Origin of the sequence: Rhodopseudomonas sp. NSM, from assembly GCF_052445935.1 — a bacterium.
In the GTDB taxonomy this organism is placed as follows: Bacteria; Pseudomonadota; Alphaproteobacteria; order Rhizobiales; family Xanthobacteraceae; genus Rhodopseudomonas.
In genome coordinates this window covers 469,496-492,419 of the sequence record NZ_JBQTCH010000003.1, presented here as the reverse complement: position 1 = coordinate 492,419, position 22,924 = coordinate 469,496, and the positions used below count along the sequence as shown (strand labels likewise).

The 22,924-nt window shown below is 67.0% G+C and carries 15 protein-coding genes; 6 read left to right on the top strand and 9 right to left on the bottom strand.

Annotated features, from left to right (window positions below):
• The first annotated feature begins 29 nt into the window (after window positions 1-29).
• The 3 genes from ACTZWT_RS10625 to ACTZWT_RS10615 all read left to right on the top strand — a co-directional run bounded on the left by ACTZWT_RS10625 (window position 30) and on the right by ACTZWT_RS10615 (window position 3,557).
• Entirely contained in the window at window positions 30-650 is a 621-nt protein-coding gene (locus tag ACTZWT_RS10625) for a TetR/AcrR family transcriptional regulator (RefSeq protein ID WP_444769636.1), read from the top strand.
• A gap of 165 nt (window positions 651-815) precedes the next feature.
• Window positions 816-2,336 carry a helicase HerA domain-containing protein gene (locus ACTZWT_RS10620; protein WP_444769635.1) on the top strand — a complete coding sequence of 507 codons (1,521 nt, stop codon included), beginning with the start codon at window positions 816-818 and terminating at the stop codon, window positions 2,334-2,336.
• A gap of 111 nt (window positions 2,337-2,447) precedes the next feature.
• The gene (locus tag ACTZWT_RS10615) at window positions 2,448-3,557 is read left to right on the top strand and encodes an S-(hydroxymethyl)glutathione dehydrogenase/class III alcohol dehydrogenase (RefSeq protein WP_444769634.1); all 1,110 of its coding nucleotides are present in this window, start codon (window positions 2,448-2,450) and stop codon (window positions 3,555-3,557) included.
• A 405-nt stretch (window positions 3,558-3,962) separates the two neighbouring features.
• Here the strand turns inward: ACTZWT_RS10615 and pqqE are convergent, their stop codons facing one another.
• The 9 genes from pqqE to ACTZWT_RS10570 all read right to left on the bottom strand — a co-directional run bounded on the left by pqqE (window position 3,963) and on the right by ACTZWT_RS10570 (window position 19,268).
• Window positions 3,963-5,141, bottom strand: a complete 1,179-nt coding sequence (gene pqqE, locus ACTZWT_RS10610; protein ID WP_444769633.1) for a pyrroloquinoline quinone biosynthesis protein PqqE — start codon at window positions 5,139-5,141, stop codon at window positions 3,963-3,965.
• Window positions 5,138-5,446, bottom strand: coding sequence for a pyrroloquinoline quinone biosynthesis peptide chaperone PqqD (gene pqqD / locus ACTZWT_RS10605; protein WP_444769632.1), 309 nt, complete (start codon window positions 5,444-5,446; stop codon window positions 5,138-5,140). Before pqqD ends, pqqE begins: the two co-directional genes overlap by 4 nt.
• Window positions 5,447-5,456: 10 nt before the next feature.
• A complete protein-coding gene (gene pqqC / locus ACTZWT_RS10600) occupies window positions 5,457-6,221 on the bottom strand; it encodes a pyrroloquinoline-quinone synthase PqqC (RefSeq protein WP_444769631.1) in 765 nt (254 codons plus the stop codon).
• Entirely contained in the window at window positions 6,218-7,141 is a 924-nt protein-coding gene (gene pqqB / locus ACTZWT_RS10595; RefSeq protein ID WP_444769630.1) for a pyrroloquinoline quinone biosynthesis protein PqqB, read from the bottom strand. Before pqqB ends, pqqC begins: the two co-directional genes overlap by 4 nt.
• 138 nt (window positions 7,142-7,279) lie before the next feature.
• Complete coding sequence (gene pqqA / locus ACTZWT_RS10590) at window positions 7,280-7,360, bottom strand: pyrroloquinoline quinone precursor peptide PqqA (protein ID WP_041798311.1); 81 nt, start codon at window positions 7,358-7,360, stop codon at window positions 7,280-7,282.
• A gap of 159 nt (window positions 7,361-7,519) precedes the next feature.
• Window positions 7,520-17,536 (bottom strand): hypothetical protein, encoded by a 10,017-nt coding sequence (locus ACTZWT_RS10585; protein ID WP_444769629.1) that lies wholly within the window; start codon window positions 17,534-17,536, stop codon window positions 7,520-7,522.
• A 41-nt stretch (window positions 17,537-17,577) separates the two neighbouring features.
• Entirely contained in the window at window positions 17,578-17,982 is a 405-nt protein-coding gene (locus ACTZWT_RS10580) for a hypothetical protein (RefSeq protein ID WP_444769628.1), read from the bottom strand.
• A 34-nt stretch (window positions 17,983-18,016) separates the two neighbouring features.
• On the bottom strand, window positions 18,017-18,433 hold the full coding sequence (locus tag ACTZWT_RS10575; RefSeq protein ID WP_444769627.1) for a hypothetical protein: 417 nt from the start codon (window positions 18,431-18,433) through the stop codon (window positions 18,017-18,019).
• Window positions 18,417-19,268 (bottom strand): hypothetical protein, encoded by an 852-nt coding sequence (locus ACTZWT_RS10570; protein WP_444769626.1) that lies wholly within the window; start codon window positions 19,266-19,268, stop codon window positions 18,417-18,419. Before ACTZWT_RS10570 ends, ACTZWT_RS10575 begins: the two co-directional genes overlap by 17 nt.
• Before the next feature lie 251 nt (window positions 19,269-19,519).
• Between ACTZWT_RS10570 and ACTZWT_RS10565 the strand changes: the two genes are divergently transcribed.
• The 3 genes from ACTZWT_RS10565 (at window position 19,520) to ACTZWT_RS10555 (ending at window position 22,873) form a co-directional block, all read left to right on the top strand.
• The gene (locus ACTZWT_RS10565; RefSeq protein ID WP_444769625.1) at window positions 19,520-20,224 is read left to right on the top strand and encodes a GntR family transcriptional regulator; all 705 of its coding nucleotides are present in this window, start codon (window positions 19,520-19,522) and stop codon (window positions 20,222-20,224) included.
• A 128-nt stretch (window positions 20,225-20,352) separates the two neighbouring features.
• Window positions 20,353-21,630, top strand: a complete 1,278-nt coding sequence (gene frc, locus ACTZWT_RS10560) for a formyl-CoA transferase (RefSeq protein ID WP_444769624.1) — start codon at window positions 20,353-20,355, stop codon at window positions 21,628-21,630.
• A gap of 229 nt (window positions 21,631-21,859) precedes the next feature.
• Complete coding sequence (locus tag ACTZWT_RS10555; protein ID WP_444769623.1) at window positions 21,860-22,873, top strand: Bug family tripartite tricarboxylate transporter substrate binding protein; 1,014 nt, start codon at window positions 21,860-21,862, stop codon at window positions 22,871-22,873.
• Window positions 22,874-22,924 lie beyond the last annotated feature (51 nt).

The window sequence follows — 22,924 nt, the reverse complement described above, 5'->3', positions numbered from 1 at the left end:
GTATGCTGCGAATGATTGGAGCTCCCGCCATGCCTGCCGAAACCAAGAAGCGCGCCCGGCGCAAAGCCGAACGTCCGGCCGAGATCCTCGATGCAGCGTTCGAGGAGTTTGTGAAGCATGGTTATTCAGCCACGCGACTGGAAGACGTCGCTGCGTTGGCCGGCGTGACAAAGGGGACGATTTATTTCTACTTCGACACCAAGGAGCGGGTGTTCGAGGAAATGGTCCGACGCAAATCCAAGGATTTCCTGCCGCAATTGGGAGACTACGCCGCCGCCCTGACCGGCTCGCACCCCGACCGGCTGCGTGCCCTGATCGTCTTCACCTATGATCACATCGCGGAGAACAGGGCCTCCCGCGAAGTCCTGCGCTTCCTGATCTCCGAAGGCGGGCGTTTCCCGGATCTGGTCGATCGGCATTATGACGAGTTCATCATGCCGATGATGGAGCAGTTCAAGAAAGTGATCGACGCGGGCGTTGCAGCCGGCGAATTCCGTGACGCTCCCGCATCGAGATTCGCCGAACTGATCATGAGTCCCTCGCTGCTGATCTGCCTTTGGTCGTTGCTGTTCGGAACACGCAAACAATTCGATATGGCTGAGTTCGCGGAAGCCAGCACCGACCTCGTGCTGAAAGGTCTGACCCGCTGAGCACGTCACTCTACGCGTGCGCCAGCGCCCGGCCAGCCTGAGGCTGCTCCGAGGGAACATTCCGGCAACCACCCGTGCATAACGGTCAGCCATGGGTTCACAGCGCTCGACGCGGTGCGGTCGGATTGTTAAGCCCCTCCCCCGAAAGGAGCATCGAGCGAAGTCATGACCGTTGTGATCGAGATGGGGCAGACCACGACCAACGGACCGGCGACGCTCGACCTCGAGGAACTGCTGGCGACCCGGCTGCTGGTGCAGGGCAATTCCGGCTCCGGCAAGTCGCATCTGCTGCGCCGGCTGCTCGAGCAGAGCGCGCCCTGGGTGCAGCAGTCGATCATCGACCCCGAAGGCGATTTCGTCACCCTGGCCGAGAAGTTCGGCCACCTCGTCATCGACGCCGAGGACCACACCGAGCGCGGCTTGCAGGTCGCGGGCGAGCGCGCGCGCATCCACCGGGTCTCGACCGTGCTCAATCTCGAAGGGCTGGACGCCGAAAATCAGATGCGCCGCGCCGCGGCTTTCCTCGGCGGCATGTTCGACGTCGCGCGCGACCATTGGTACCCGATGCTCGTGGTGGTCGACGAAGCGCAATTGTTCGCGCCGGCCGTCGCCGGCGAAGTCTCCGACGAGGCGCGCAAGCTGTCGCTCGGCGCGATGACGAATTTGATGTGCCGCGGCCGCAAGCGCGGCCTCGCCGGCGTGATCGCAACGCAGCGGCTCGCCAAGCTCGCCAAGAACGTCGCCGCCGAAGCGTCGAACTTCCTGATGGGCCGGACCTTCCTCGACATCGACATGGCGCGCGCCGCCGATCTGCTCGGCATGGAGCGGCGGCAGGCGGATGCGTTCCGCGATCTCGAGCGCGGACAGTTCATGGCGCTGGGCCCTGCTTTGTCGCGGCGACCGCTGGCGCTGCGGATCGGGCCGACCGATACGCATCCGCGCAACGCCACGCCGCGGCTGATGCCGCTGCCTGAAGAAGCGTTGCAGAACGCCCGCTCGATCATCCTCGCCGAACCGCCGCCGGAGACATCGACGCGGCCGCAGCGGCGCTCGGCGCCGGATCTGCTCAGTCAGTTGATGGCGGCGAAGTCGGCGGCGCTGGAGGCGCGGCCCGAACCCGAGGAGAAGCCGCTCAGCGCCGAGGAACTGGCCGCACGGCGCGAGCGGCTCGACCGCATCCTGCGCGCGATCCTGGCCGAGCCGGACGCAGGCTTTCGCGCGATCGGCGTGTTGTATCAGGAGTTCGTCGTGCGCTGTCGCATCGAAGGCCTGGCCGCGACGATCCCCGACATGCCGAATTTCCGCCGGATGCTGACCCACGCCCGCGCCGGACTGACGACCGAAGCGATCGCGCAGGATGACGGCTGGCAGGACGTCTCGCTGCGCGCCGGGACGCTGCCCGAGGACATGCAGGGCGTGTTCATGATGATCGCGCGCGCCGCCAAGGAAGGCTGGCCCTGCCCCGGCGACGCCGCGATCGCCCGCGCCTACGGCACCCACTCGCTGCGCCGCGCACGGCGGCTGCTGACCTATATCGAGGAACAGGGCCTGATCGTCTGCCAGTTCGACGGCACCGGCCGCCGCACCGTGACGCTGGTCGAACTCGCCTGGGCGACCGCGCCGGGCGACCCGAATGCGGCCGAAGAGATGCCCGCCGAGGCGGCATGCGACGCGTCGTCGGCCTGAGCGGCGGCCCCGCGCTGTTCAGAAACGCTCGCGAGAAAACGGTTCCGGTGACGCCGCCGATTTGCGATACCGCACGCCATTCGCAGTGACGCCGATGCAGGGAGATTCGCCATGAAGACACGGGCCGCCGTCGCGTTCGAGGCCAAGAGGCCGCTCGAAATCGTCGAACTCGATCTCGAGGGACCGAAGGCCGGCGAGGTGCTGGTCGAGATCAAGGCGACCGGCATCTGCCACACCGACGCCTATACGCTCGACGGCCTCGACTCCGAAGGCATCTTCCCGTCGATCCTCGGCCATGAAGGCGCGGGCATCGTCCGCGAGATCGGCGCCGGCGTCACCTCGGTGAAGCCCGGCGATCACGTCATCCCGCTGTACACGCCGGAATGCCGGCAGTGCAAAAGCTGCCTCAGCCAGAAGACCAATCTCTGCACCTCGATCCGCGCCACCCAGGGCAAGGGCGTGATGCCGGACGGCACCTCGCGCTTCAGCTATCAGGGCAAGCCGATCTATCACTACATGGGCTGCTCGACGTTCTCGAACTTCACCGTGCTGCCGGAAATCGCGCTGGCGAAGATCCGCGACGACGCGCCGTTCGACAAGAGCTGCTACATCGGCTGCGGCGTCACCACCGGCGTCGGCGCGGTGGTCAACACCGCGAAGGTCGAGCCCGGCGCCAACGTCGTGGTGTTCGGCCTCGGCGGCATCGGCCTCAACGTCATCCAGGGCGCCAGGATGGTGGGCGCCGACAAGATCGTCGGCGTCGACATCAACGACGACAAGGAAGAATGGGGCCGCCGCTTCGGCATGACGCATTTCGTCAATCCGAAGACAATCGACGGCGACATCGTCCAGCATCTGGTCGGCCTGACCGACGGCGGCGCCGACTACACCTTCGACTGCACCGGCAACACCACCGTCATGCGCCAGGCGCTGGAAGCCTGCCATCGCGGCTGGGGCGTCTCGGTGGTGATCGGCGTGGCGGAAGCCGGCAAGGAAATCTCGACCCGCCCGTTCCAGCTCGTCACCGGCCGCGTCTGGAAAGGCTCAGCCTTCGGCGGCGCCCGCGGCCGCACCGACGTGCCGAAGATCGTCGACTGGTACATGAACGGCAAGATCGAGATCGACCCGATGATCACCCACGTGCTGACGCTCGAGGAGATCAACAAGGGCTTCGAGCTGATGCACGAGGGCAAGTCGATCAGGTCGGTGGTGGTGTTCTAGGCCAAAGCGTCGGCCTTTCTCTTCGTCATTGCGAGCGAAGCGAAGCAATCCAGCTCCGAGCACTGAGCTTCTGGATTGCTTCGTCGCTTCGCTCCTCGCAATGACGAACGCAGCGGTCATTCCGGGGCGCGCGCATCGCGCGCGACCCCGGAATCTCGACAGGTGCACCCCCCTCTCAACGTCATTCCGGGATGCGCTGCGCAGCAGCGCAGGCCCGGAATCCATACTCCCTGTGCCTGCGTTTGAGTCCAGTCGTTGTCAGGCCGAAGAAAAGCATCGACTCCAGGGGCTATGGATTCCGGGTTCGCCGCTGCGCGGCGCCCCGGAATGACAACGAGGGGATGTATCGCGAAGAGATTCCGGGTTCGCGCTGCGCGCGCCCCGGAATGACGTGGTGAGGTGGTGCTACGCACCCTCCGCCGTGCCGCCGGCGAAATTGCGATACACGAACTTGTCGCCGCCGGCCTCCGCCTCCGCCTCGGCCGTCCTGAAGATCCGCTCGTGCAGCGGCGACAGGGCGCAGGCCGGATCGGTTGCGGTGGCGTCGCCGGCGAGCGCGAAGGCCTGGCAGCGGCAGCCGCCGAAATCAATCTCCTTGAAGGCGCAGCTCGCGCAGGGCTGCTGCATCCACGAGGTGCCGCGATAGCGGTTCAGCGCCTCGGAATCGCGCCAGATCTCCGCGATCGAGCGCCCGCCGCGCACCGAGTCGAAGGCGAGCCCGGTGATGGTCTCGGCGGCGTGGCACGGCAGCACCTTGCCGCTCGGCGAGATGTTGAAGAACTGCCGGCCCCAGCCGCCCATGCATGTCTTCGGTCGCAGCGCGTAGTAGTCCGGCACGACGTAGTCGATCGCGAGCTGCCCCTTCAACCGCGACTGCGCGGCCTCCACGATCGCCGTGCAATCCTCGATCTGCTGCAGCGTCGGCATCAGCGCGGCGCGGTTCTTCAGCGCCCAGCCGTAATACTGCACATTGGCGACTTCGAGCCGGTCGGCGTCGAGCGCCACCGCCATCGCGATGATGTCCGGCAATTGATGCAGGTTCTGCCGGTGCATCACCGCGTTGACGGTGAGCGGCAGATCGAGCTCGCGGGTCCAGCGGGCGACCTCGAGCTTCCTGGCATGGCCGCCGGCAAATCCGCCGACCCGGTCCGCAACGGCCGGCTCATTTCCCTGGAAGCTGATCTGGACGTGGCACAGCCCGGCATCCGCCAGCGCCGCGAGGCGCTCGCGCGGCAGCAGCACCGCCGAGGTGATCAGATTGGTGTAGAGCCCGACGTCGGTCGCGTGCCGCACCAGTTCGACGAGGTCCTTCCGCGCCGTGGGCTCGCCGCCGGAGAAATGCACCTGCAGCACGCCGATGGTGGCGAGTTCGCTCAGCACGCGCTTCCATTCGTCGGTCGTAAGCTCCGCGCCGCCGCGCTCGAGCTCGACGGGATTGGAGCAATACGGACATTGCAGCGGGCAGCGATGCGTCACTTCCAGCAGCACCGCGAGCGGAATCCCGAAGCTCTCGGCGACGGAGCCGCGCGACTCCAGCGCCGCGACGCCATCGACTTGGTGATGGGTCTCGTTCACGGCGCTCATGGCGCAGCCTCCCGCGCCTCGGTGAGAAACCCCTTGTCGGCGAGGTCCTGCAGCATCGCGACGACGTCGGCGCCGATCTCGGCGCGGTCGGCGGTGTAGTTCGCCGCCAACGCATTGATGATCGCCGCGACGTCACGCGTGCCGTCGCAGAGCTGCAGGATCTCCACCGCGATATCGTCCGGCGCCAGCACGCGTTCGGGCGCGAGGATCACCCAGCGCTGCCTTGTTTCATCGAAACGCAATTTGGCGTGGCGCGGCAGCACCGGCCGGCTCTGTTCGTTGACGCTGATGTGGCGCGACGCCATCGCCCTGCCCTCACCCGCCCTGCGGCACGAAGGCGCCGGGCGGGACGTGGCCGTCGACATAGGCGTGATGCAGCGCGTCGAGCTGCGCCCACAGCACGTTGGTCTTGAAGATCAGCGCATTGCACACCGCTTCGCGTTCCGCCGGCGTGGTGGCGTGGCGCTTGACGTAGTCGAGCGCGAACTCGGCGTCGCGCGGCGCCTGCGTCAGCCGGCGCTTGAAGTAGCTCATGATCTCCGGATTGACGAAGTCGTAATGCGCCAGCATGCCGGCGATCCGCTCCTCGTGCAGGTTCGGCGCGAACAGCTCGGTCAGCGACGACGCGATCGCCTCCAGCGGCGTGCGGTCGCGGACGAAATGCACATAGGCATCCACCGCGAACCGCGTCGCCGGCAGAATGCCTTGCGTCGATTCGACATACTCGCTGTCGAGGCCGAGCCCCTCGGTGAGTTTCAGCCAGCGCTCGATGCCGCCCTCGCTGCCGATGTCTCCGTCGTGATCCTCGATCCGGTGCCGCCATTCGACCCGCGTGGCGCGGTCGCGGAAGCGCGAGATCACCACCGCGTCTTTGATCGGGATCGTGCTCTGGTAGTAGTAGCGATTCAGCGCCCAGGCCTGCACCTGCCCCTTGTTCAGCTTGCCGCCGTGCAGCAGCCGGTGAAACGGATGCAGATTGTGATAGCGCGCGACACCGATCTGCCGCAGGGCGGCTTCCAGTTCGTCGGCATTCGCGAGCGGCGCTGCGCTGTTGATCGAAAACGCGGTCATCGCATTCACAGCGCCACCTCCGTGCCGTCGGCCGGGATCTGCCAGCCCGCGCGCTCCACCGCCGCGCGCTCGGCGGAGTCGCAGAGCAGCGCCGGATTGGAGTTATTGATATGCACGAACAGTTTTTGCGCAATGCCGAGGCAGTCGAGTGCGGCGATGGCGCCGTCTGCGCCCGACATCGCAATGTGGCCCATCGCCTGCCCGGTTTTGGCGCCGAGGCCGGCGGCGATCAGTTCGTCGTCGCGCCACACCGTGCCGTCGAACAGCAGCAGCGGCGCGCCGGCGAGCCGTGCCTTCAGGTCGTCGGTGACCCGCGCACAGGCGGTGAGGACGTGGATGGATTGTCGCGTGGACTTGTCGGTGATGGTCAGGCCGAGCGTATCGCCGTCCGCCGCCTCGCCGCCCGGATGCGGTCGCCCTTCGAGATACCACGCGCCCTTGCCGGGCACGGCGAACGCAACCACTTCGAGGCCCGATGGCGTCGCATCCGGCAGCATCGGCTCGAACGGCCGACCGGTCTCGATCGGTCGGCGCGGAACCAGTTTCTCGTCGAGCACGTTGAAGATGCTGTTGGCCTGCAGGATCGCGAGCACCTTGGCGTGGGCGTAGATCGCGAACGGCGAGCCTTCGCGCATCGACAGCAGCCCCGCCACCGCATCGACCTCGCCATTGGTGAGGATCACGCCCGCGATCGGGCTGTGGCGCAGCGCTCCGGGCTTCGGATGGAGCTGCGGCGTCGCGACAATCTGCTGGCGCAGATCCGGCGAAGCATTGATCAGGAACCAGTTCACGCCATCGGCGCTGAGGGCGATCGACGCCTGGGTGCGTCGAAGCGCTGGATCGGCAAATGCCGCGCGGCAGACCGCGCAGCCGCAGTTCCACTGCGGGACCCCGCCTCCAGCCGCCGCCCCGAGAACGACGACGCGCATGGGGTTCCTCCAATGTCCGCTGAGATTGAGATCTTGCGGCCTCTTGCCGTCGACTCCGCGACCCCAGGCCGTCGGTGCCGGACTAAACGAAAGCAGCCGGCGTCGATGCGCCGGCCGCCCACGCTCGTTGCGGATCGATTACTTGCGCACCGCGCAGGCGTACATGTTGATTTCCATGCCGACGGAAACTTCAACGATCGCAGGCTTCTTCCAGGCCATGAGGTCCTCCCGAGGATTGCAGCTGTCGTCACGCCTTGAAGATTAAGGCTGCACTGGAACGCACGCAAGCATCGGATGGTTTCGCCGCCGGCCATCAACACAAGGTGAGCACCGCAACATGAAATCTGTGCGGCGCAACAATTCCGCGGCGCTGTTTCGTCATTCCCACCACGCCGGCGCGGCCGCCGGCACTGGAATGCGCACATCGGTCAGGCGGAGCAATGCGACCTGCTTGTCGCCGGTCTGCGAAAACAGATCGAGCAGAAACTCCAGCCGCGCGCCGCGGTCGCTCGGGGCGACCTCGGCGTGCCACTGCGTCAATGCGCCGACCAGATCGCGCTTGAACTGGTCGAAGCTCGCCGGGTCCGCGGGCGTCACCGTCAAGCTGATGTCGCGATCGCCGAGGAAGATCGCCGAGCGGCTGAGCAACGTCTGATCCGTGCCGCCCTGCGCCAGTGTGTAGGCGTAGTTGGCGTTGACCAGCAGCCGCATCGTCGTCGCATCCACACCGGGAACGGCCGGACCTGCGACGAAGGGCTGCAGCATCTGATCGATCGCGGCGGAGAGATTTGTCGCACCGCTGCCGACGACGATCGGCGACGTCACCGTTTGCGCGGGGCCGACCGGATCTTTGAGTTCGGTCCATGGCGTGGTGTAGACGAAACCCGGCTCGACGGTAGTGCCGGCCGGCATGCCGTCGGGTACCAGATTGGCATTGCGCACGACATTGGCCATCACATGTGCGGTCTGCGCCGCCAGCATGAACAGATCCGGGAACGTCACGCGCAATTCGCCGGGCGCATCGCTGCGCTGCTGCAACGCGTAGATGTCGGTCGGCTTGCTGCTCGGGGGTGGCGTGACAAAGCCGTCGATATGCGGCCACGGCGGCAATGTCGTCGTGGTCTGATCAATCGCGCGGGTGACCTTCAGGTCGGGCTGGCTGCTGAAATCGATCACGTAGCGCCAGGTCGCGCGCGGCACGCCGGCGACGCCTTGCGACCGCTGCAGGCGAGCAGCCAATCGCTCGTCCCTCACCTGCTGCGGATGCTGCACCCACGCTGCCCAGGTCGACGCCGCGCCTGCGATCAGCGCGTCGAAACGCTGCAGCGCCTTGCGTGGCGCCTCCGGTGGCGCGCCGTCGAACGCGGCGGCCGGCACCTGCGCGAGGAACGGCGCGATCTGCGGATATTCGAACGAGAACCGCGCCAGCGCCTCGAACAGATCGGTCGGCGGCGGCCGCGGCGGATCGTCGCCGGCGGCCTCCGCATGCGCGGTGCGTTGCAGCCGGCGACCGAGGCCCGGCGCCGGCGGATCGTTCAGCAGCACCAGCAGCGTCAATTCGTCCTGCGCCGCGCTTGGCGCCGACACGGTGAAGCTGTAGCTCCACAGCAGCGCCTCGGCGATCGAGGTGATCGTCGCCGGTAGCACGCTGGCCTGGGTGGCGATCGCCGGCATCGCCGGGAACAGCCGCAGCGGCACCGGGATGGCGTTGCGGCCCATCGGCATATTCAGCACCGGCCGGCCGCCGGCCGGCGCGAAGGCCGGCACGATGAAGCTCAACCACGCCGACGGCTCGTAGCCGAAGCGCCTGTGGTCCGGATCGAAATCGTGCTCGAGGAAGGCGACGTCGAATTCCGGGCGCAGATCGAGCCAGGCATGCGCCGCCGGATTGCGCGCCGAGGCGAGATAGATCAGCGGCTCGTCGCCCTCGGCGAGCGCGAGGTCCGCGGACGTCAGCGTGAACGCCTGCGCGGCCGCCGCCGACAGGCTGGGATCGCGCACCTTGCCGAACAATTGCGGCGGCGCGTCGGGCTCGTCCTGCCCCGCGAGCGTCACCGCGGCCGGCACCTGCACCACCGCGGCGAGCGCGTAGTCGGCGCTCAGGCTCTGCAGCAACGCCTGCCGGAACCGCTCGGTCACGTCGGCGAGGTCGACGCTCTGGCCGGGAATGCGCAGCACCGCGGCTAGGCCGGTCGCAATCTGGTCGGCCAGCGTTTCCTTGTTCGCCGCAAGATCGGCGTAGCAGGCCGGATCGAGCGTCGCCGCAGCACTCGACATCAGCGGCGCGAACAGGCTGTCCGCCGCGGACAGGAACTGCCCGGCCCACACGTCCATGTCGATGGCGGAGAACACCACGTCCTGATCGGCCTTGACGCCGCCGTTGGCGTCGTAGACGCGAACCGAGACGGTGGCAGTAATCAGGCTGGTGGAGAGTGGCAGCGGGGCACAGCTCAGCGGCAGTTGCGCCGCCGACGGCGATGCGCCGGCATTGGGGAACTGGACGGCGATGCCGGCGGAGCGCGCGAACCGCACGCACCAAAGCGGCGCCTGCGCAGTCTGGCCGGCCGCCGCAGTGGTGAGCGCCGCCCGCACCGCGCCGAGCCGCGCCTGCCGCCGCTTCTGCGCCAGCGCATTGTTGGCCTGGATGCCCTGCGCCAGCTTCAGCACGCCGTCGCTGCCATCGAAGCCGGCCCACGCCGCTTCGAACGCCTGCGCGAACGCCAGGAGCTGCAGATCTGGGCCGTCGCCGGCACCGGTCGGCGCCAGCGACACCGCCGCCGCGATCCACGACCGGGTGATCTGCACCGCCGGCAGCGCCGCGGCGATCGCGGGATCGACCGTCTCGGGTGCGCGCGCGAACACCAGTTCGACGGTGAGTTCGAAGATGTCCGACGGCAGCTCGGCGACCCAGCTTTTGTCGAGCGCGAACGGCGCCTGCAGCGGCGGCGGCGGCGCCGGAGTCTGGCCGGCGAGCAGCGCTTCGAGAAAAGCGATGATCGACCGGACGAAGGCCGTCAGCACCGCGCGCAGGCTGTCGCCGCCGGTCGTGGTGATCAGCGGCGACGCCGCCAGCACGGTCTCGATCTGGATTGCCGCACCCGGGCTCGCGAGCTGCAAAGGATCGGTGAGCTGGTCGAGCAGGAGCCTGTAGCTGCCGATCGCGCTGGCGATTGTCACCGGATCGTCGGGCGACAGCGCGCCGCCGCCGAGATTGGCCGGATCGAACACCAGCATCAGCGTCAGTTCGACGGCGCTGCCTGATGCACCGAACGCGTAGTAGGAGCGGATCGCCGGCCACGCTTCCACCGCGACCAGCACGTCGTTGTAGACGAACGGCACCGACACGGTTGATGGCTTCGGCAGCGCATTGCCGTAGATGTCGAGGAGCTGGATCGAGAAGCTGACCGAGCAGCCGATCCCGGCGTAGCGATTGCTCTGGCCGAGCAGCGCCGCGACGGCGACGCTGTTGCTGAAGATCCAGTCGGCGCCGCGCTCGGCCTGGTTGGGGCCGACCGGCATGCTCCAGTTGGTCGGCAGCGTCACGCCTGCGCCGATCGCCGCGGCGACGCGCGGCGACGGCGCGACGATCTGGTCGATCCGATATTGCAGCAGGCTGTACAGCGCCTCGGCATAGGCCGCCTTTTCGGCTGGCGTCGGATTGGCGCCGAGGCCGGGCGTCGCCGGCGGCGCCGGCCAGTCGATCGAGAAGCCGACGCTGCCGCCGAGGCTGCCCGGCGTCGTCGTCTGCCACGCGCCGCTGGAATCCGACACGGTCGCGGCGACCGGTCCCTTGCTATCCTCGGGCACGCTGTCGAGCACGAAGCAATTGGCCCACGGCGTCAACGGCGTCGCGACGTCCGGCGCGCCGGCGGAGATCAGCAACGCGATCTGGGCATCGCCGGTGCTGAAGGCGCTGTCGGGGACGCCGTCGATGTGCAGATAGAAGCCGTCGGCATTGACCACCGAGACTTCCCATACCAGCAGCGCGAACGCGGCGGCATCCGCGAGCCGTGCCGACACCGGCGGCTGCTGCGCCGCCGCGCGCAGCGCCGGCTGGCCGGTGGCCATCAGCGCCGGCGGCTCGTTCAGGGTCGAGAGATTGGCCTTGGTCAGCACCACCGCCTCGGGCTTGGCGCAGGACGCATAGCTGCTCGACCCGTTGGCGATCAGCAGCGACAGCGTCGTTCCCGTCCACGCATCGGCGGTGATCAGCCGGTCGAGCAGATCGCGCGTGCCGGTGTCGGCGCCGATCAGGCGGAACACGGTCGCGAGCGGCTTGTCCTGCCCCGGCGGAATGATCCGGCGCAGGCTCATCCCGACGATCAGCCCGGCGATCGCCTTCAATGCTGTTGGCAACGCGTCGCCCGGCTCTTGCGCCAGCCGCGCCACCGCGCCGCTTCCGCCCAGCGCATAGAACTGCCGCATCCGGGTGAGCAGCGCATCGGCCATCGGCCGGACATTGGCGATGTGGCCGTCATTGCGGGTCCAGAGATAGGACCGCGCGATGTAATACGGGCACGGCTGGGTCTTCAGCGGCGGCATCGGCACGAAGCCGCCGCCGGCGCCCAGCCAGGACGGCTGCACCATCGTGTCCAGCACCAGCCCGGCGCCGAGATCGTCGGTCACCGACGACGCCTTGCCGTCGGCGCCGAACACGATCCAGCCGGAGACGTCTTCGCCCGGCGCGACGCCGAGCGTGAAGCTGGTGACCCATTGGCCGTGCTGCGCCAGAGCCACCTGCTGGCCGGTGAGCTGATAGATCGCCGTCAGCGCGCTGCCGAACGGCTCGCTGCCCGGCACCGGCAGCCGCAACCCGTACAGCGCGAAGCGCGACATGTAGCCGGCGAGCTGCGCGAAGCCGGCCGGGCCGAGCGCGGACAGCGCCTGATCGAAGCTCAGATCGGGATCGGCCGTGGCGATGTCCTGCAGATTGGCGACGAGCTGCTTGGCGAGCAGCACGATCATGTCGGTGCAGATCAGCCCGGCCGCCGATGTCGGGAACGCGCTGTCTGCAACCGCCTCGCGCGCCAGCGGCTGGCGCGGCATTCCCTGCGCGAGCTGATCGAAATAGCGCTTCAGCGCCTCGGCGTAACCGGGCGGCAGTGGCGGCGCATCGAACAGATTCTGGCTGCCGTTGTAGCTCAGCGCCAGTTGCGGCAGCATCGGGAAGAACGCGAAGTCTGCCGCCGTGGTCAGGCTCGCCTGCGGCAGGATGGTGAATTTCAGGCCGGACAGGAAGCTGCCGACCGCGCCGTCGAAGGCGCCGTCCTCCAGCTTCGCCGCGATCGCGGCGAGCTGCTCGGTCAGCGTGGCACCTTTCGCGTAGTTCACCTGCAGAAAATGGCCGAGCGCGGTCGACAGATTGGAGAAATCGTCCGGCGCCGTCGACGCCGGCTTCAGGTTGATCGCCAGCCCCGCGACCGCCTGCGGCATCGCCGCGGTGGTGCTGTCGATCACCGCGGGCTGCAGCGTGAAGTACAGCGTGATCGCGATCGCATCGCCCGGCGAGCCGGTCGCGAAGCGCCCGGTGATGGCTGGATGCAGCTCCTTGCGGATGCGGAACGAAGGCGCCGGCACGCGCGGCGGCCGCGCCTCGATGCGACGCGCGGTCGGCGGCGTCGGGCCGATCATCAGCGCCGGCGGACCGCTGCCGATATGGATCGGCGGGAACACGTCGAGGTCGGCGTCGAAGCTGAACGAGATCCGGATGAAGACGATACGGAATTCGACGTAGATCGACACCTTGAAGGCGAGCCGGATCACCGTCGAATGCGCGGTCTCGTAGGCGACCTGCAGCACCAGCGTGGCGCTGATCGAGATCGCCGCCGAGATGATCCGCAGATCGACCGCGCCGGTGAAGTAGGCCTCGACGCCGAGCTGGCCGGCGAACCATTTGTAGTCGACGCCCTGCTCGGTCATCTTGCCGTGCGTCGAGGCCAGAAAGCCCTCGAAGGTGGCGAAGGCGATCAGCCCCGCGCTCAGGAACATCGGGCCCTTGTGGATCTCCTTGGCGATGCCGAACGACAGGCCGAGCCCGAACCGCCAGATCACCGCGAAGTCGGTGCCGAGTTCTTCGGGTGCGTCGGCCGAACGCAGCTTGGCGAAGTACAAGCCGCCGGCGGCCTCGACCGGCACGCCCTCGATCGAGAACGACACCGAGAACGGCTGCGCCAGCCCCGCCCCGTCCGGCGCGAAGGGCCAGCCGATATCGACCCGGAAATCGCTGTTGGTGTAGACGATCAGTCCGACCGTCGGCAGCATGATGTTGTAGTCGTCGGTGCCGATCGGCTGGGTCCAGGTGAACGACCCGCTCCAGGCGCCGAGATTGTCGCTGATCTTGCGATAGGCGATTTCCAGCACGAAGCCGCGCAGGCTGGAGAGGATGCCTTTTTTCTTTTCGGGTGGCGCAGCGAGGTTCGCTGCGACCAAGTCCACCGGCCCAGACGTGCGCTCCTTCGGATCGGGCGGCGCCGCGCCGATCGACAGCCGCGCGCCGTAGACATAGGGATCGGAGAACACGAACTGGAAGGTCACCGGAGTGAATTCGAGATCGACCGCGACGGTGACGCCGGCGGAGGGATCGTAGGACACCGGGATCTGCGCCGAACCGTCCGCGATGTCGTCGAGCGCCGCCTTGGTCGACAGCGGCACTTCCGACAGCATCGAGATGATGATCGGAATGACGTCGTTGGACTGGATGTCGTATTCGACCTTGAGGCCTGCCACGACGTAGACCGTCGGGGTGACGCTGAGGTGCTGTTCATTGGCGGCCAATGGCGGAGGCGCGGATGACGCTCCGGCGCCGGCCAGATCCGGCTCGCCGAGGAACCACGCGAGGTTGATGCCGCCGTCCTCGTCATCGCCCGCGTCGCGGCCTTCACCGCCGTCCGCCGGCAGGCCGAAGAAGGTCAGCGAACGCTCGCCGGTCGAAGGGATGTAGAGCGGAAACGCGCCGAGCGCGAACAGTACGTCGCGCAGCATCAGCACGTAGACGTCGTCGCCTGCGAGCTTGGGACGCAACAGCTCGACCGCGCCGTATTGCGTCGGCAGCACGCCCTGGAGCTGGAAGCTGCCATCCTTCATCGACGGCGGTGGCGCCAGCAGCAGCCCGACCTGGTCGGCGGCCGCTTGCGTCTTGCCGGGCACCCAGCCGAGCAGCAGCACGCCTTCCACCGGCGCCTGTGACGTCAGGCCGCCCATCGTGCCCATCATCACCTGCAGCGCCAGCGCATAGACCGGCCTGACGCTGTCGAGGCCGACGCCGGTGACAGTGACGGTTTTCAGGGCGGCGAACTCCGCCTGCGGCCGGAAGCCGAGCAGCTTCAGCGGCAGCGTCGCCATCAGGCTGTGGTCGCGCGGCGCGCTGGCCTCGGCGTCGAGCAGCACGCCGCCGAGATCGGTCACGATCGTCGGCGGCGGGGTGAGGCCTTGATCCGGCACCACGCTCGTCATCGTGAACGCATAGCCGGAATAGCCGAGCCCGCCGGAATAGTCGTCGTCGAGCCCGTAGGAGAACAGATCGATCGGCGCGGGATCGTCACCTCGCGGCGCAGTCGCCGACACGGTGTTGAAGCCGAGCGCGCCGTCGAGCGTGAACGCGGCCCACACCGTTCGCCCCGCGTCGCCGCCGACGCCGTCGCTCGCCTCCGTCAGCGGCGCGAGCCCGGCGCTGGTGACGGTCTGCGCCGCGAGGGCGCGATAGCGATCGCCATCGACCGGGAAGGTGAAGACGCGCTGCTCGCTGGTCACGAACACCACCGAGGTCTCGCCGTCGCGCTGCTGCAGCGCGCCGTCGATGACAATGGTGTTGGTGGCGGGGAAATCGTTCTGGCCGGCAACGGACAATGTCACCGGATCGTCGAACAGCGTCGCGATCGAGTAAGCGATCTGCGACTCGAAATGCGCCAGCAGGCTGTTGGCGAACAGCGCCTTCAGCGACAATGTCTGGAAATCGACCGGTGTGGTCGGGGTCTGGAACGCGTCGTCGTAGTAGATCAGCCCGAACAGCGAGCTGTGCTTCAGGGCGCCGTCCGCCGACGCCGCCCGCTTCGGCGCGTTGGTGGTGATGCCGAAATGATGACAGCGCAGCGGCTTGTCGGACCGCATCCCGCACAACAGCATCGCGATGTCGGCCGGCAGCTCGGGCAATCGCAACGGCGCGTCGAGCGCGATGATTCCGGTCCAGTTCGGATCGTTCATGCGCGCGACGAAATCGCCGAAATAATCGTAAGCCCCCGCGGCGCGCGCCGCGTCGCTCGCGAGCTTGGCCTGATGGATGTAGTCGACGATCTGGCGCGAGATCGTTTCGGCCCGGCCGGCGCCGGCGAACAGCTCGGGATCGGTCCAGCCCGACGGCTCCGCGGCGAGGTCGGCGAAGGAGCGCCCCGCCGCGAGCTTGAACACCAGCACGCAATTGACGTCGAGCGACGGCCCGTCGTCGGCATTCGACACCGCGATCTCGATCGGATATTCGCCGAGCTGCAGCAGATTGTCGAAGGCGCCGAGGTGAGCGGGATCGGCGATCACCAGAAATGCCGCCGGATTCATCAGCGCTGTCGACAGATACGGGCTGACCACATCGAACGGCCCGATGCCGCCGCTGCAGCCCGACGGCGTCGTGCCGTGCCGGAAGCGCAGCCATTGCTCCGGCCGCTGCGGGCTGCGCGCCAGCAGCAATTGCTGCCAGCTCCCGGCCGGCGTCGACGACGTCATCGCCCCGCTGTTGAGGCCGACCAGCAGACCCTGCGGGGTCTGGACGTAGCCGCCGCTCAGCGGCTCCAGCGTCGCCATGTCGAAGAACAGCGGCCCGAGGCAGCGATCCGCCGCGATCGCCGCGAACCGCGCCGGCGACAGCACTGCAGTCTCGAAGCTGGTGAGCGCGTCGGCGCTGACGGCCGGGTTCGGATTGCTGATCGTCCGGTCGGAGAAATACACATAGCCATAGGGCGCCAGCGGCAGCACCTGCCCTGCGTCCGGGTCCGACAGATCGGCGATCCGCGCGCCGACCGCGATCGGAAACGGCTCGCCGCCCGACGGCGCGCTCTGGAAATACACTGTGTCGACCGCCTGCGCACAGAAGCTCTGCTTGATGGTGCCGGGAAAGGTCTTGTCGCTGTTCGCGCCCTGGATCACCTGCACCCAGTTGGTCGAGTAGACCTCGGACAATGGCCCGGCTGCATCCCAGGCGCGGGCGATATGCATCTCGGGCGGATAGTGCGCGGCGAAGCCCGGCCGCTCGCCCTGGAAATCGAGCAGGTCGCTCTGCGCGATCAGCAGGAACTCGCTGCCGAACAGACCGCACATCAGGGCAATCGGATCATTGGCGATCGGCGCGCCTGCCCTGGTCTTCGGCAACGTCGCAACCAGATATCGGCCGGCCGGCGTGAGGTATGCCGTCTGCGGCGCAGCGCCGGGCTTGCGCGCGAGGCTGAAGCCGGCACCGGATTGCGGCGTCAGACGAAACGTCGCACCCGCGGTGCTGCGCATCGCCTCGCTGAGCGGCAGCACCGGCTTGCCGTCGCCGTATTTGTCGAGATCGAACGCGAAACGGCTGCGCGCCGCATTCGTCGGCTGCAGCGGATCGATCGTCACCCGCAGCGGCAGTTGCGCCGCCACCGGCGCGCGCGGATCCGGAAAGGCGCCGAGCAAGAGCGGAAACCGCATCGCAATCGGCATTTCCACCGGCCCCGCGAAGAACCGGATCTCCGCCGACGCCGGCGGCGTTTCGCTGTCGTCCTCGGGCGCGAACAGCGCGAAGAAGCTGCCGCGATCCGGCGCGAAGGCGAAGCTGAACGTGCCCAGCGACGGCCCGGCCATCGGCATCGCCACCGGCTGATCGCTCGGCAGCGGCAGCGACGCCTGGCCCGCGCCCTGGCGTTGCAGCACCAGGCCGCTGCTGCCGCTGGCTGCGAGTTGCAGCGCCGGCGGATCGGCGCTCAACGCGGGCGCGACGATCACCTCGGCGCTGATCTGCAACGCCAGATCGCAGAACGTGATCGCGCAGCCTGGTTTGACCCGACCGCTACCGCCGCCGGCGGATTTGGCGATGGCAATGAATTGCGCCGCGGCGATCCGCTGCGGCGTGAGGTCGCTCGACCACACCACCCATTGCCGCATCGGCGCCTGCGGCTGCAGCCGCACGTTCAGCGCCGCAACGACGTCCTTCGGATCGGCGACCGCCGCGCCCGCTCCGACGAAGACGAAGCCGCCGGACCAGTCCGCCCAGGCGTCGTCCAACGGCAGTATGTCGGGGAATGATTCGGGATCGCCGACCAGCGCGTAGTACACGCTGGGCGCGGTCTTCGGCGTCGCGCCCGCGGCGAGATACAGCGGGACGCCGGGCACCACCAGTTCGAACTGCAATGACGAGGTCTGGGCACGCGTTCGATTCGCCATGATGCACCTTTGCCACGCCGGCCGATGCCGCGATCCCGGCGCTATCGCGCCGTCAACTGCATCGCCCCGCTCTCGATGAGAACGCCGACCGAATCGATCAGGTAGTAGTTGCCGCGAAACACGTAGAGCGCGAGGTCCTCGAGCAGCGGATGTTGGGCGCCGTCGATCGGCACCGTGCAGGCGCCGATCTCGCCGGACCAGTTCACCTTGATGTCGTTACTGCCGTTGAAGAACTTCCCGGGCCCGTCGCTCGGATTGAGCGTTCGCGGCACCTGCAGGCAACCCGGCGTGTACTTCGCCGGCGTCGGCCCCGCACTCCATGCCGCGATCGCCGGATTGCCGCCGACCTGCGTGCCGTTGGCGCTGAAGCGGTCCATGTCCTCGCTGAACACGTTGAACACGAACACGCTCCCTGCGGGCGTCTGCAGGGCGCCGGGCGATGTCATGCTCTGGCCATGAGATCGGACATGGCGCCTCTGCTCACGCCTTGACGAGGCCGCCGGCCAGTTCGCCGAGAGCCGCCGCGCCGATCACCTGGCCGGTATCCTTCTCGACGCCGTATTCGTTGACGAGCTGCCATTTGTTGCGATCGATGAACAGCAGCAGGTCCTGGATCAGCGGAAACGCGGCGCCGTCGATCGCCACCGAGGCTCCGAACAGGCCGTCGGCCCATTGGATCGTCAGCCGGTTGGTGCCGTTGAAGAACTTGCCGGGCCCGTCGCTGGCGTTCAGCACCCGCGGCACCGCCACGGCATTCGGCCGATATTTCGGCGTCGCGTCGGCGAACCAGCCGGGGATATCACCGTCTTTCACCGTGACGCCGTTGGTGCTGAGCGTCAGCGTCTCGCTGAAGACGTTGAAGACGTAGACCGATCCGTTGTTATCCTTCGTCGCCATGGTGACGATCTCCTGTGGGTTGACGTCGCGAAGCGCTTTCGTCCCGGCCGGGATGAAAGTGAGGGTCGTCGAATTCGATCGGACCGGTGGTGCAGTCCGCGCCGAATTCGTCGAACAGGTACCAGCGGTCGCGCATCAGATAGAGCAGCAGATCCTGCACCAGCGGGAATTTCCTGCCGTCGACATTCAGCGTGAACGTGCCGATGGTCTCGGTGGTGACGGTGATGGCGTTGGCACCGTCGAAGATCTTGCCCTTGGCATCGCTCTTGTTGAGCACGCGCGCGACCGCGAGGGTGTTCGGCGTGTAGATCGCCGCACCGCTTTTGCCGTCGCTCCAGGCCGGGATGTCGCCGGCCCTGCCGCCGTTCGACATGAATCCGAGGCCTTCGCTGAACAGATTGAAGACGTAGACCCGGCCCGCCTCCGTGTCCCGGTTCGCCATCGCGGGTGCGGGCGTGCTTTGCCGACGAGGGGCTTGCGGCCTGCCCGAACAGGATTCGAGGAAGATGCCGCTGCTCGCGAGCAGCACGATCTGGCTGCGAAACAGATAGGCGATCAGGTCGCCCGGATAGTCACCAATGTCGAACTGGTAGGTCCAGGACACATCGTTGGTGATCAGCAGCGCGTTGCGATCCACGAACGCATTGCCGGACGGCAACGAGCCCGGCGCCCGCGCCCCGGAGGTCGAGAACGGCACATAGTCGATCTGCGGCGAGGTGTTCTTGATCACGTAAGGCGCGCTGCCGTCGGAATTGACGACCACGGACTGGGACGGGCCGTAGGTGCCGCTCACCAAGGGATTGAACATGAACACACGCCCGATCCCGTTCGTCATGCCCGCTCTCCGCATGGGGCAACCCCATGCCGAAATACTCGTATAAGTTGTATTTTCGCGCAAGCACTATTTTCGGATCGCTCTGCTCGCGAACGCCTCTGTGCTGGCATCCCAACCCATAAGCGCAGCGCAGCACAGTTCGCGTGATCGGACGCCCACCTTGACGACTTGGCATTTGGCATGCCAGTAGCGAACAGACATTCCCGTTACGGTATGGAAGATCGATGACTGCTCGCGCCAGGACCAGACCGATGGACTTGATCGCCGAGCCCGATCTCGCGATGACGCCGCTCGCGCCCGAAGCGAGCTACAAGGCCAAGGCCTATCAGGCGCTGAAGCAGGCCATCCTGAAGATGGACATCTACACCACGCCCGAGCCGGTAATGCTCGACGAGCGCGCGCTGTCGGACAAGCTCGGCGTCAGCCGCACGCCGATCCGCGAGGCGATCGCGATGCTCGAGCAGGACGGGCTGGTGAAAGCCGTGCCGCGCCGCGGCATCATGGTGGTGCGCCGGACCAAGGCGGAAATCGTCGACATGATCCGCGCCTGGGCGGCGCTGGAGAGCATGGCGGCGCGGCTGATCACCACGATGGCGCGCAAACGCGACATCACCGCGCTACGCGACGTGTTTCAGGCGTTCGGCCCCGATCATCTGCCGCAGGATCACATCGAGGAATATTCCCGCGCCAACATCGTGTTCCACCAGGCGCTGATCTCGCTCAGCGAGTCGCAGGTGCTGGTCGACATGACGGACGACATCCTGATCCACGTGCGCGGCTATCGCCAGCTCACGATCGGCCGCAAGGAACGCATCGCCGCATCATTGCCCGAACATCTGGCGATGATCGAAGCCATGGAAGAACGCGACACCGAACGCGCCGAGAAGCTGGCGCGCGAGCACACGCTGCGGCTCGCCGCCTATGTCGAGGCGCATGGCCAGGAGCTGTTCGCCTGACCGCGCGTCGGGCGTGCGGACGACGAGACTGACAGACAATTCCCGGTGCACAACGATGCGCCGGGGGAACACAACACCGGAGCAATGCCGCCTCGCGCGCGCATCGAAGTAACAGACGGAGCACGACCATGACCAAGGCGCTCGACGGCGTTCGCATTCTCGATTTCACCCACGTCCAGTCCGGGCCGACCTGCACCCAGTTGCTGGCGTGGTTCGGCGCCGACGTCATCAAGGTCGAACGCCCCGGCACCGGCGACATCACCCGCGGGCAGTTGCAGGACATCCCGAAGGTCGACAGCCTGTATTTCACCATGCTGAACCACAACAAGCGCTCGATCACGCTCGACACCAAGAACCCGAAGGGCAAGGAAGTGCTCACCGCGCTGATCCGCTCCTGCGACGTGCTGGTGGAGAATTTCGGCCCCGGCGTGCTCGACCGCATGGGATTCACCTGGGACAAGATCCAGGAGATCAACCCGCGGATGATCGTCGCCTCGATCAAGGGCTTCGGCCCGGGTCCGTATGAAGACTGCAAGGTCTACGAGAACGTCGCGCAGTGCACTGGCGGCGCCGCCTCCACCACCGGCTTCCGCGACGGGCCGCCGCTGGTCACCGGCGCGCAGATCGGCGACAGCGGCACCGGCCTGCATCTCGCGCTCGGCATCGTCACGGCCTTGTATCAGCGCCATCACACCGGCCGCGGCCAGCGCGTCACCGCAGCGATGCAGGACGGCGTGCTCAATCTGTCGCGCGTCAAGCTGCGCGACCAGCAGCGCCTCGCGCACGGCCCGCTCAAGGAATACAGCCAGTTCGGCGAAGGCATTCCGTTCGGCGAGGCGGTGCCGCGCGCCGGCAATGATTCCGGCGGCGGCCAGCCCGGCCGCATCCTGAAATGCAAGGGCTGGGAGACCGACCCCAACGCCTACATCTACTTCATCACCCAGGCGCCGGTGTGGGAGAAGATCTGCGACGTGATCGGCGAAACCGGCTGGAAGACCCACCCGGACTACGCGACGCCGGCGGCGCGGCTGAAGCACCTCAACGACATCTTCGCCCGCATCGAACAATGGACCATGACCAAGACCAAATTCGAAGCGATGGACATCCTCAACAGGGACGACATCCCCTGCGGGCCGATCCTGTCGATGAAGGAACTCGCCGAGGACGCCTCGCTGCGCGCCACCGGCACGATCGTCGAGGTCGATCATCCGACCCGCGGCAAATATCTGTCGGTCGGCAACCCGATCAAACTGTCGGACTCGCCGACCCACGTCGAGCGCTCGCCGCTGCTCGGCGAGCACACCGACGAAATTCTGCGCGACGTCCTCGGCTTCAACGATCATCAGGTCGCTGAAATCCACGATTCCGGCGCACTCGCTCCGCCGCGCAAGCAGGCCGCGGAATAGCGGCTGCTGCAACGCCGCTCGACGACGGGTCGGCCGGAACCGCCGGCGGCCTCGTCGCGCCTTCGAACGACCGATAACTACGCGTCACTTATTTGATCGAAGACGGCGATTTTTCAGCAATTTCGTTTGCAAGCTTTGTCAGGTTGATGGAACATCCGATGTAAAGCAAACTGACCAGTGCACCGAAGCCGACGCAAGATCGGCGTTCAATTCCGAGGGAGAACGCGACATGAAGAGTGGAGTGACTCGTCTTGTGTTCGGCGCCATCGCAACGGTCGGCGTCGCCGGCCTCACAGTTCCCGCCGGCGCGGCCTGGCAGCCGACACGTCCGGTGGAGTTCATCGTCCCCGCCGGCACCGGTGGCGGCGCCGACCAGATGGCGCGCACGCTGCAGGGGATCGTCACCAAGTACAATCTGATGAAGCAGCCGCTCGTCGTCGTCAACAAGTCGGGCGGCGCCGGCGGCGAAGGCTTCCTCGACGTCAAGGCGGCGGCGAACAATCCGCACAAGATCATCATCACGCTGTCGAACCTGTTCACCACGCCGCTCGCCACCGGCATCCCGTTCAACTGGAAGGATCTCACGCCGGTCGCGATGCTCGCGCTCGACGAATTCGTGCTCTGGGTCAACGCCGACAAGCCCTACAAGACCGCCAAGGACTTCGTCGACGCCGTGAAGGCGGCCCCGCCCGGCAGCATGAAGATGGGCGGCACCGGCTCGAAGCAGGAAGACCAGATCATTACCGTGGCGCTCGAAAAGGCCGCCGGAACCAAGCTCACCTACATTCCCTACAAGGGCGGCGGCGAAGTCGCGGTGCAGCTCGTCGGCAATCACATCGACTCCACCGTCAACAATCCGATCGAGGCGGTCGCGCAATGGCGGGGCGGCAAGCTGCGCCCGCTCTGCGTGTTCGACGGCAAACCGATGGACTACGGCGATCCGATCGCCGACGGCAAGGCGTGGAAGGACGTGCCGACCTGCAAGTCGCAGGGCCTCGACATCGAATACCTGATGCTGCGCGGCATCTTCATGGGGCCGAAGGCGACCCCGGATCAGGTCGCCTACTACATCGACCTCCTCAACAAGGTGCGCGACACGCCGGAGTGGAAGGACTTCATGAAGAGCGGTGCGTTCAACACCACCTTCATGACCGGACCCGAATTCACCAAATGGGTCGAGACCGAGGACAAGCGGCACGAGACCCTGATGCGGGACGCCGGCTTCCTGGCGCAGGGCAACTGACGACGCTCAACCAAGCATGCAACTGACGAAGGCTCCGGCGCGGAGCGACCG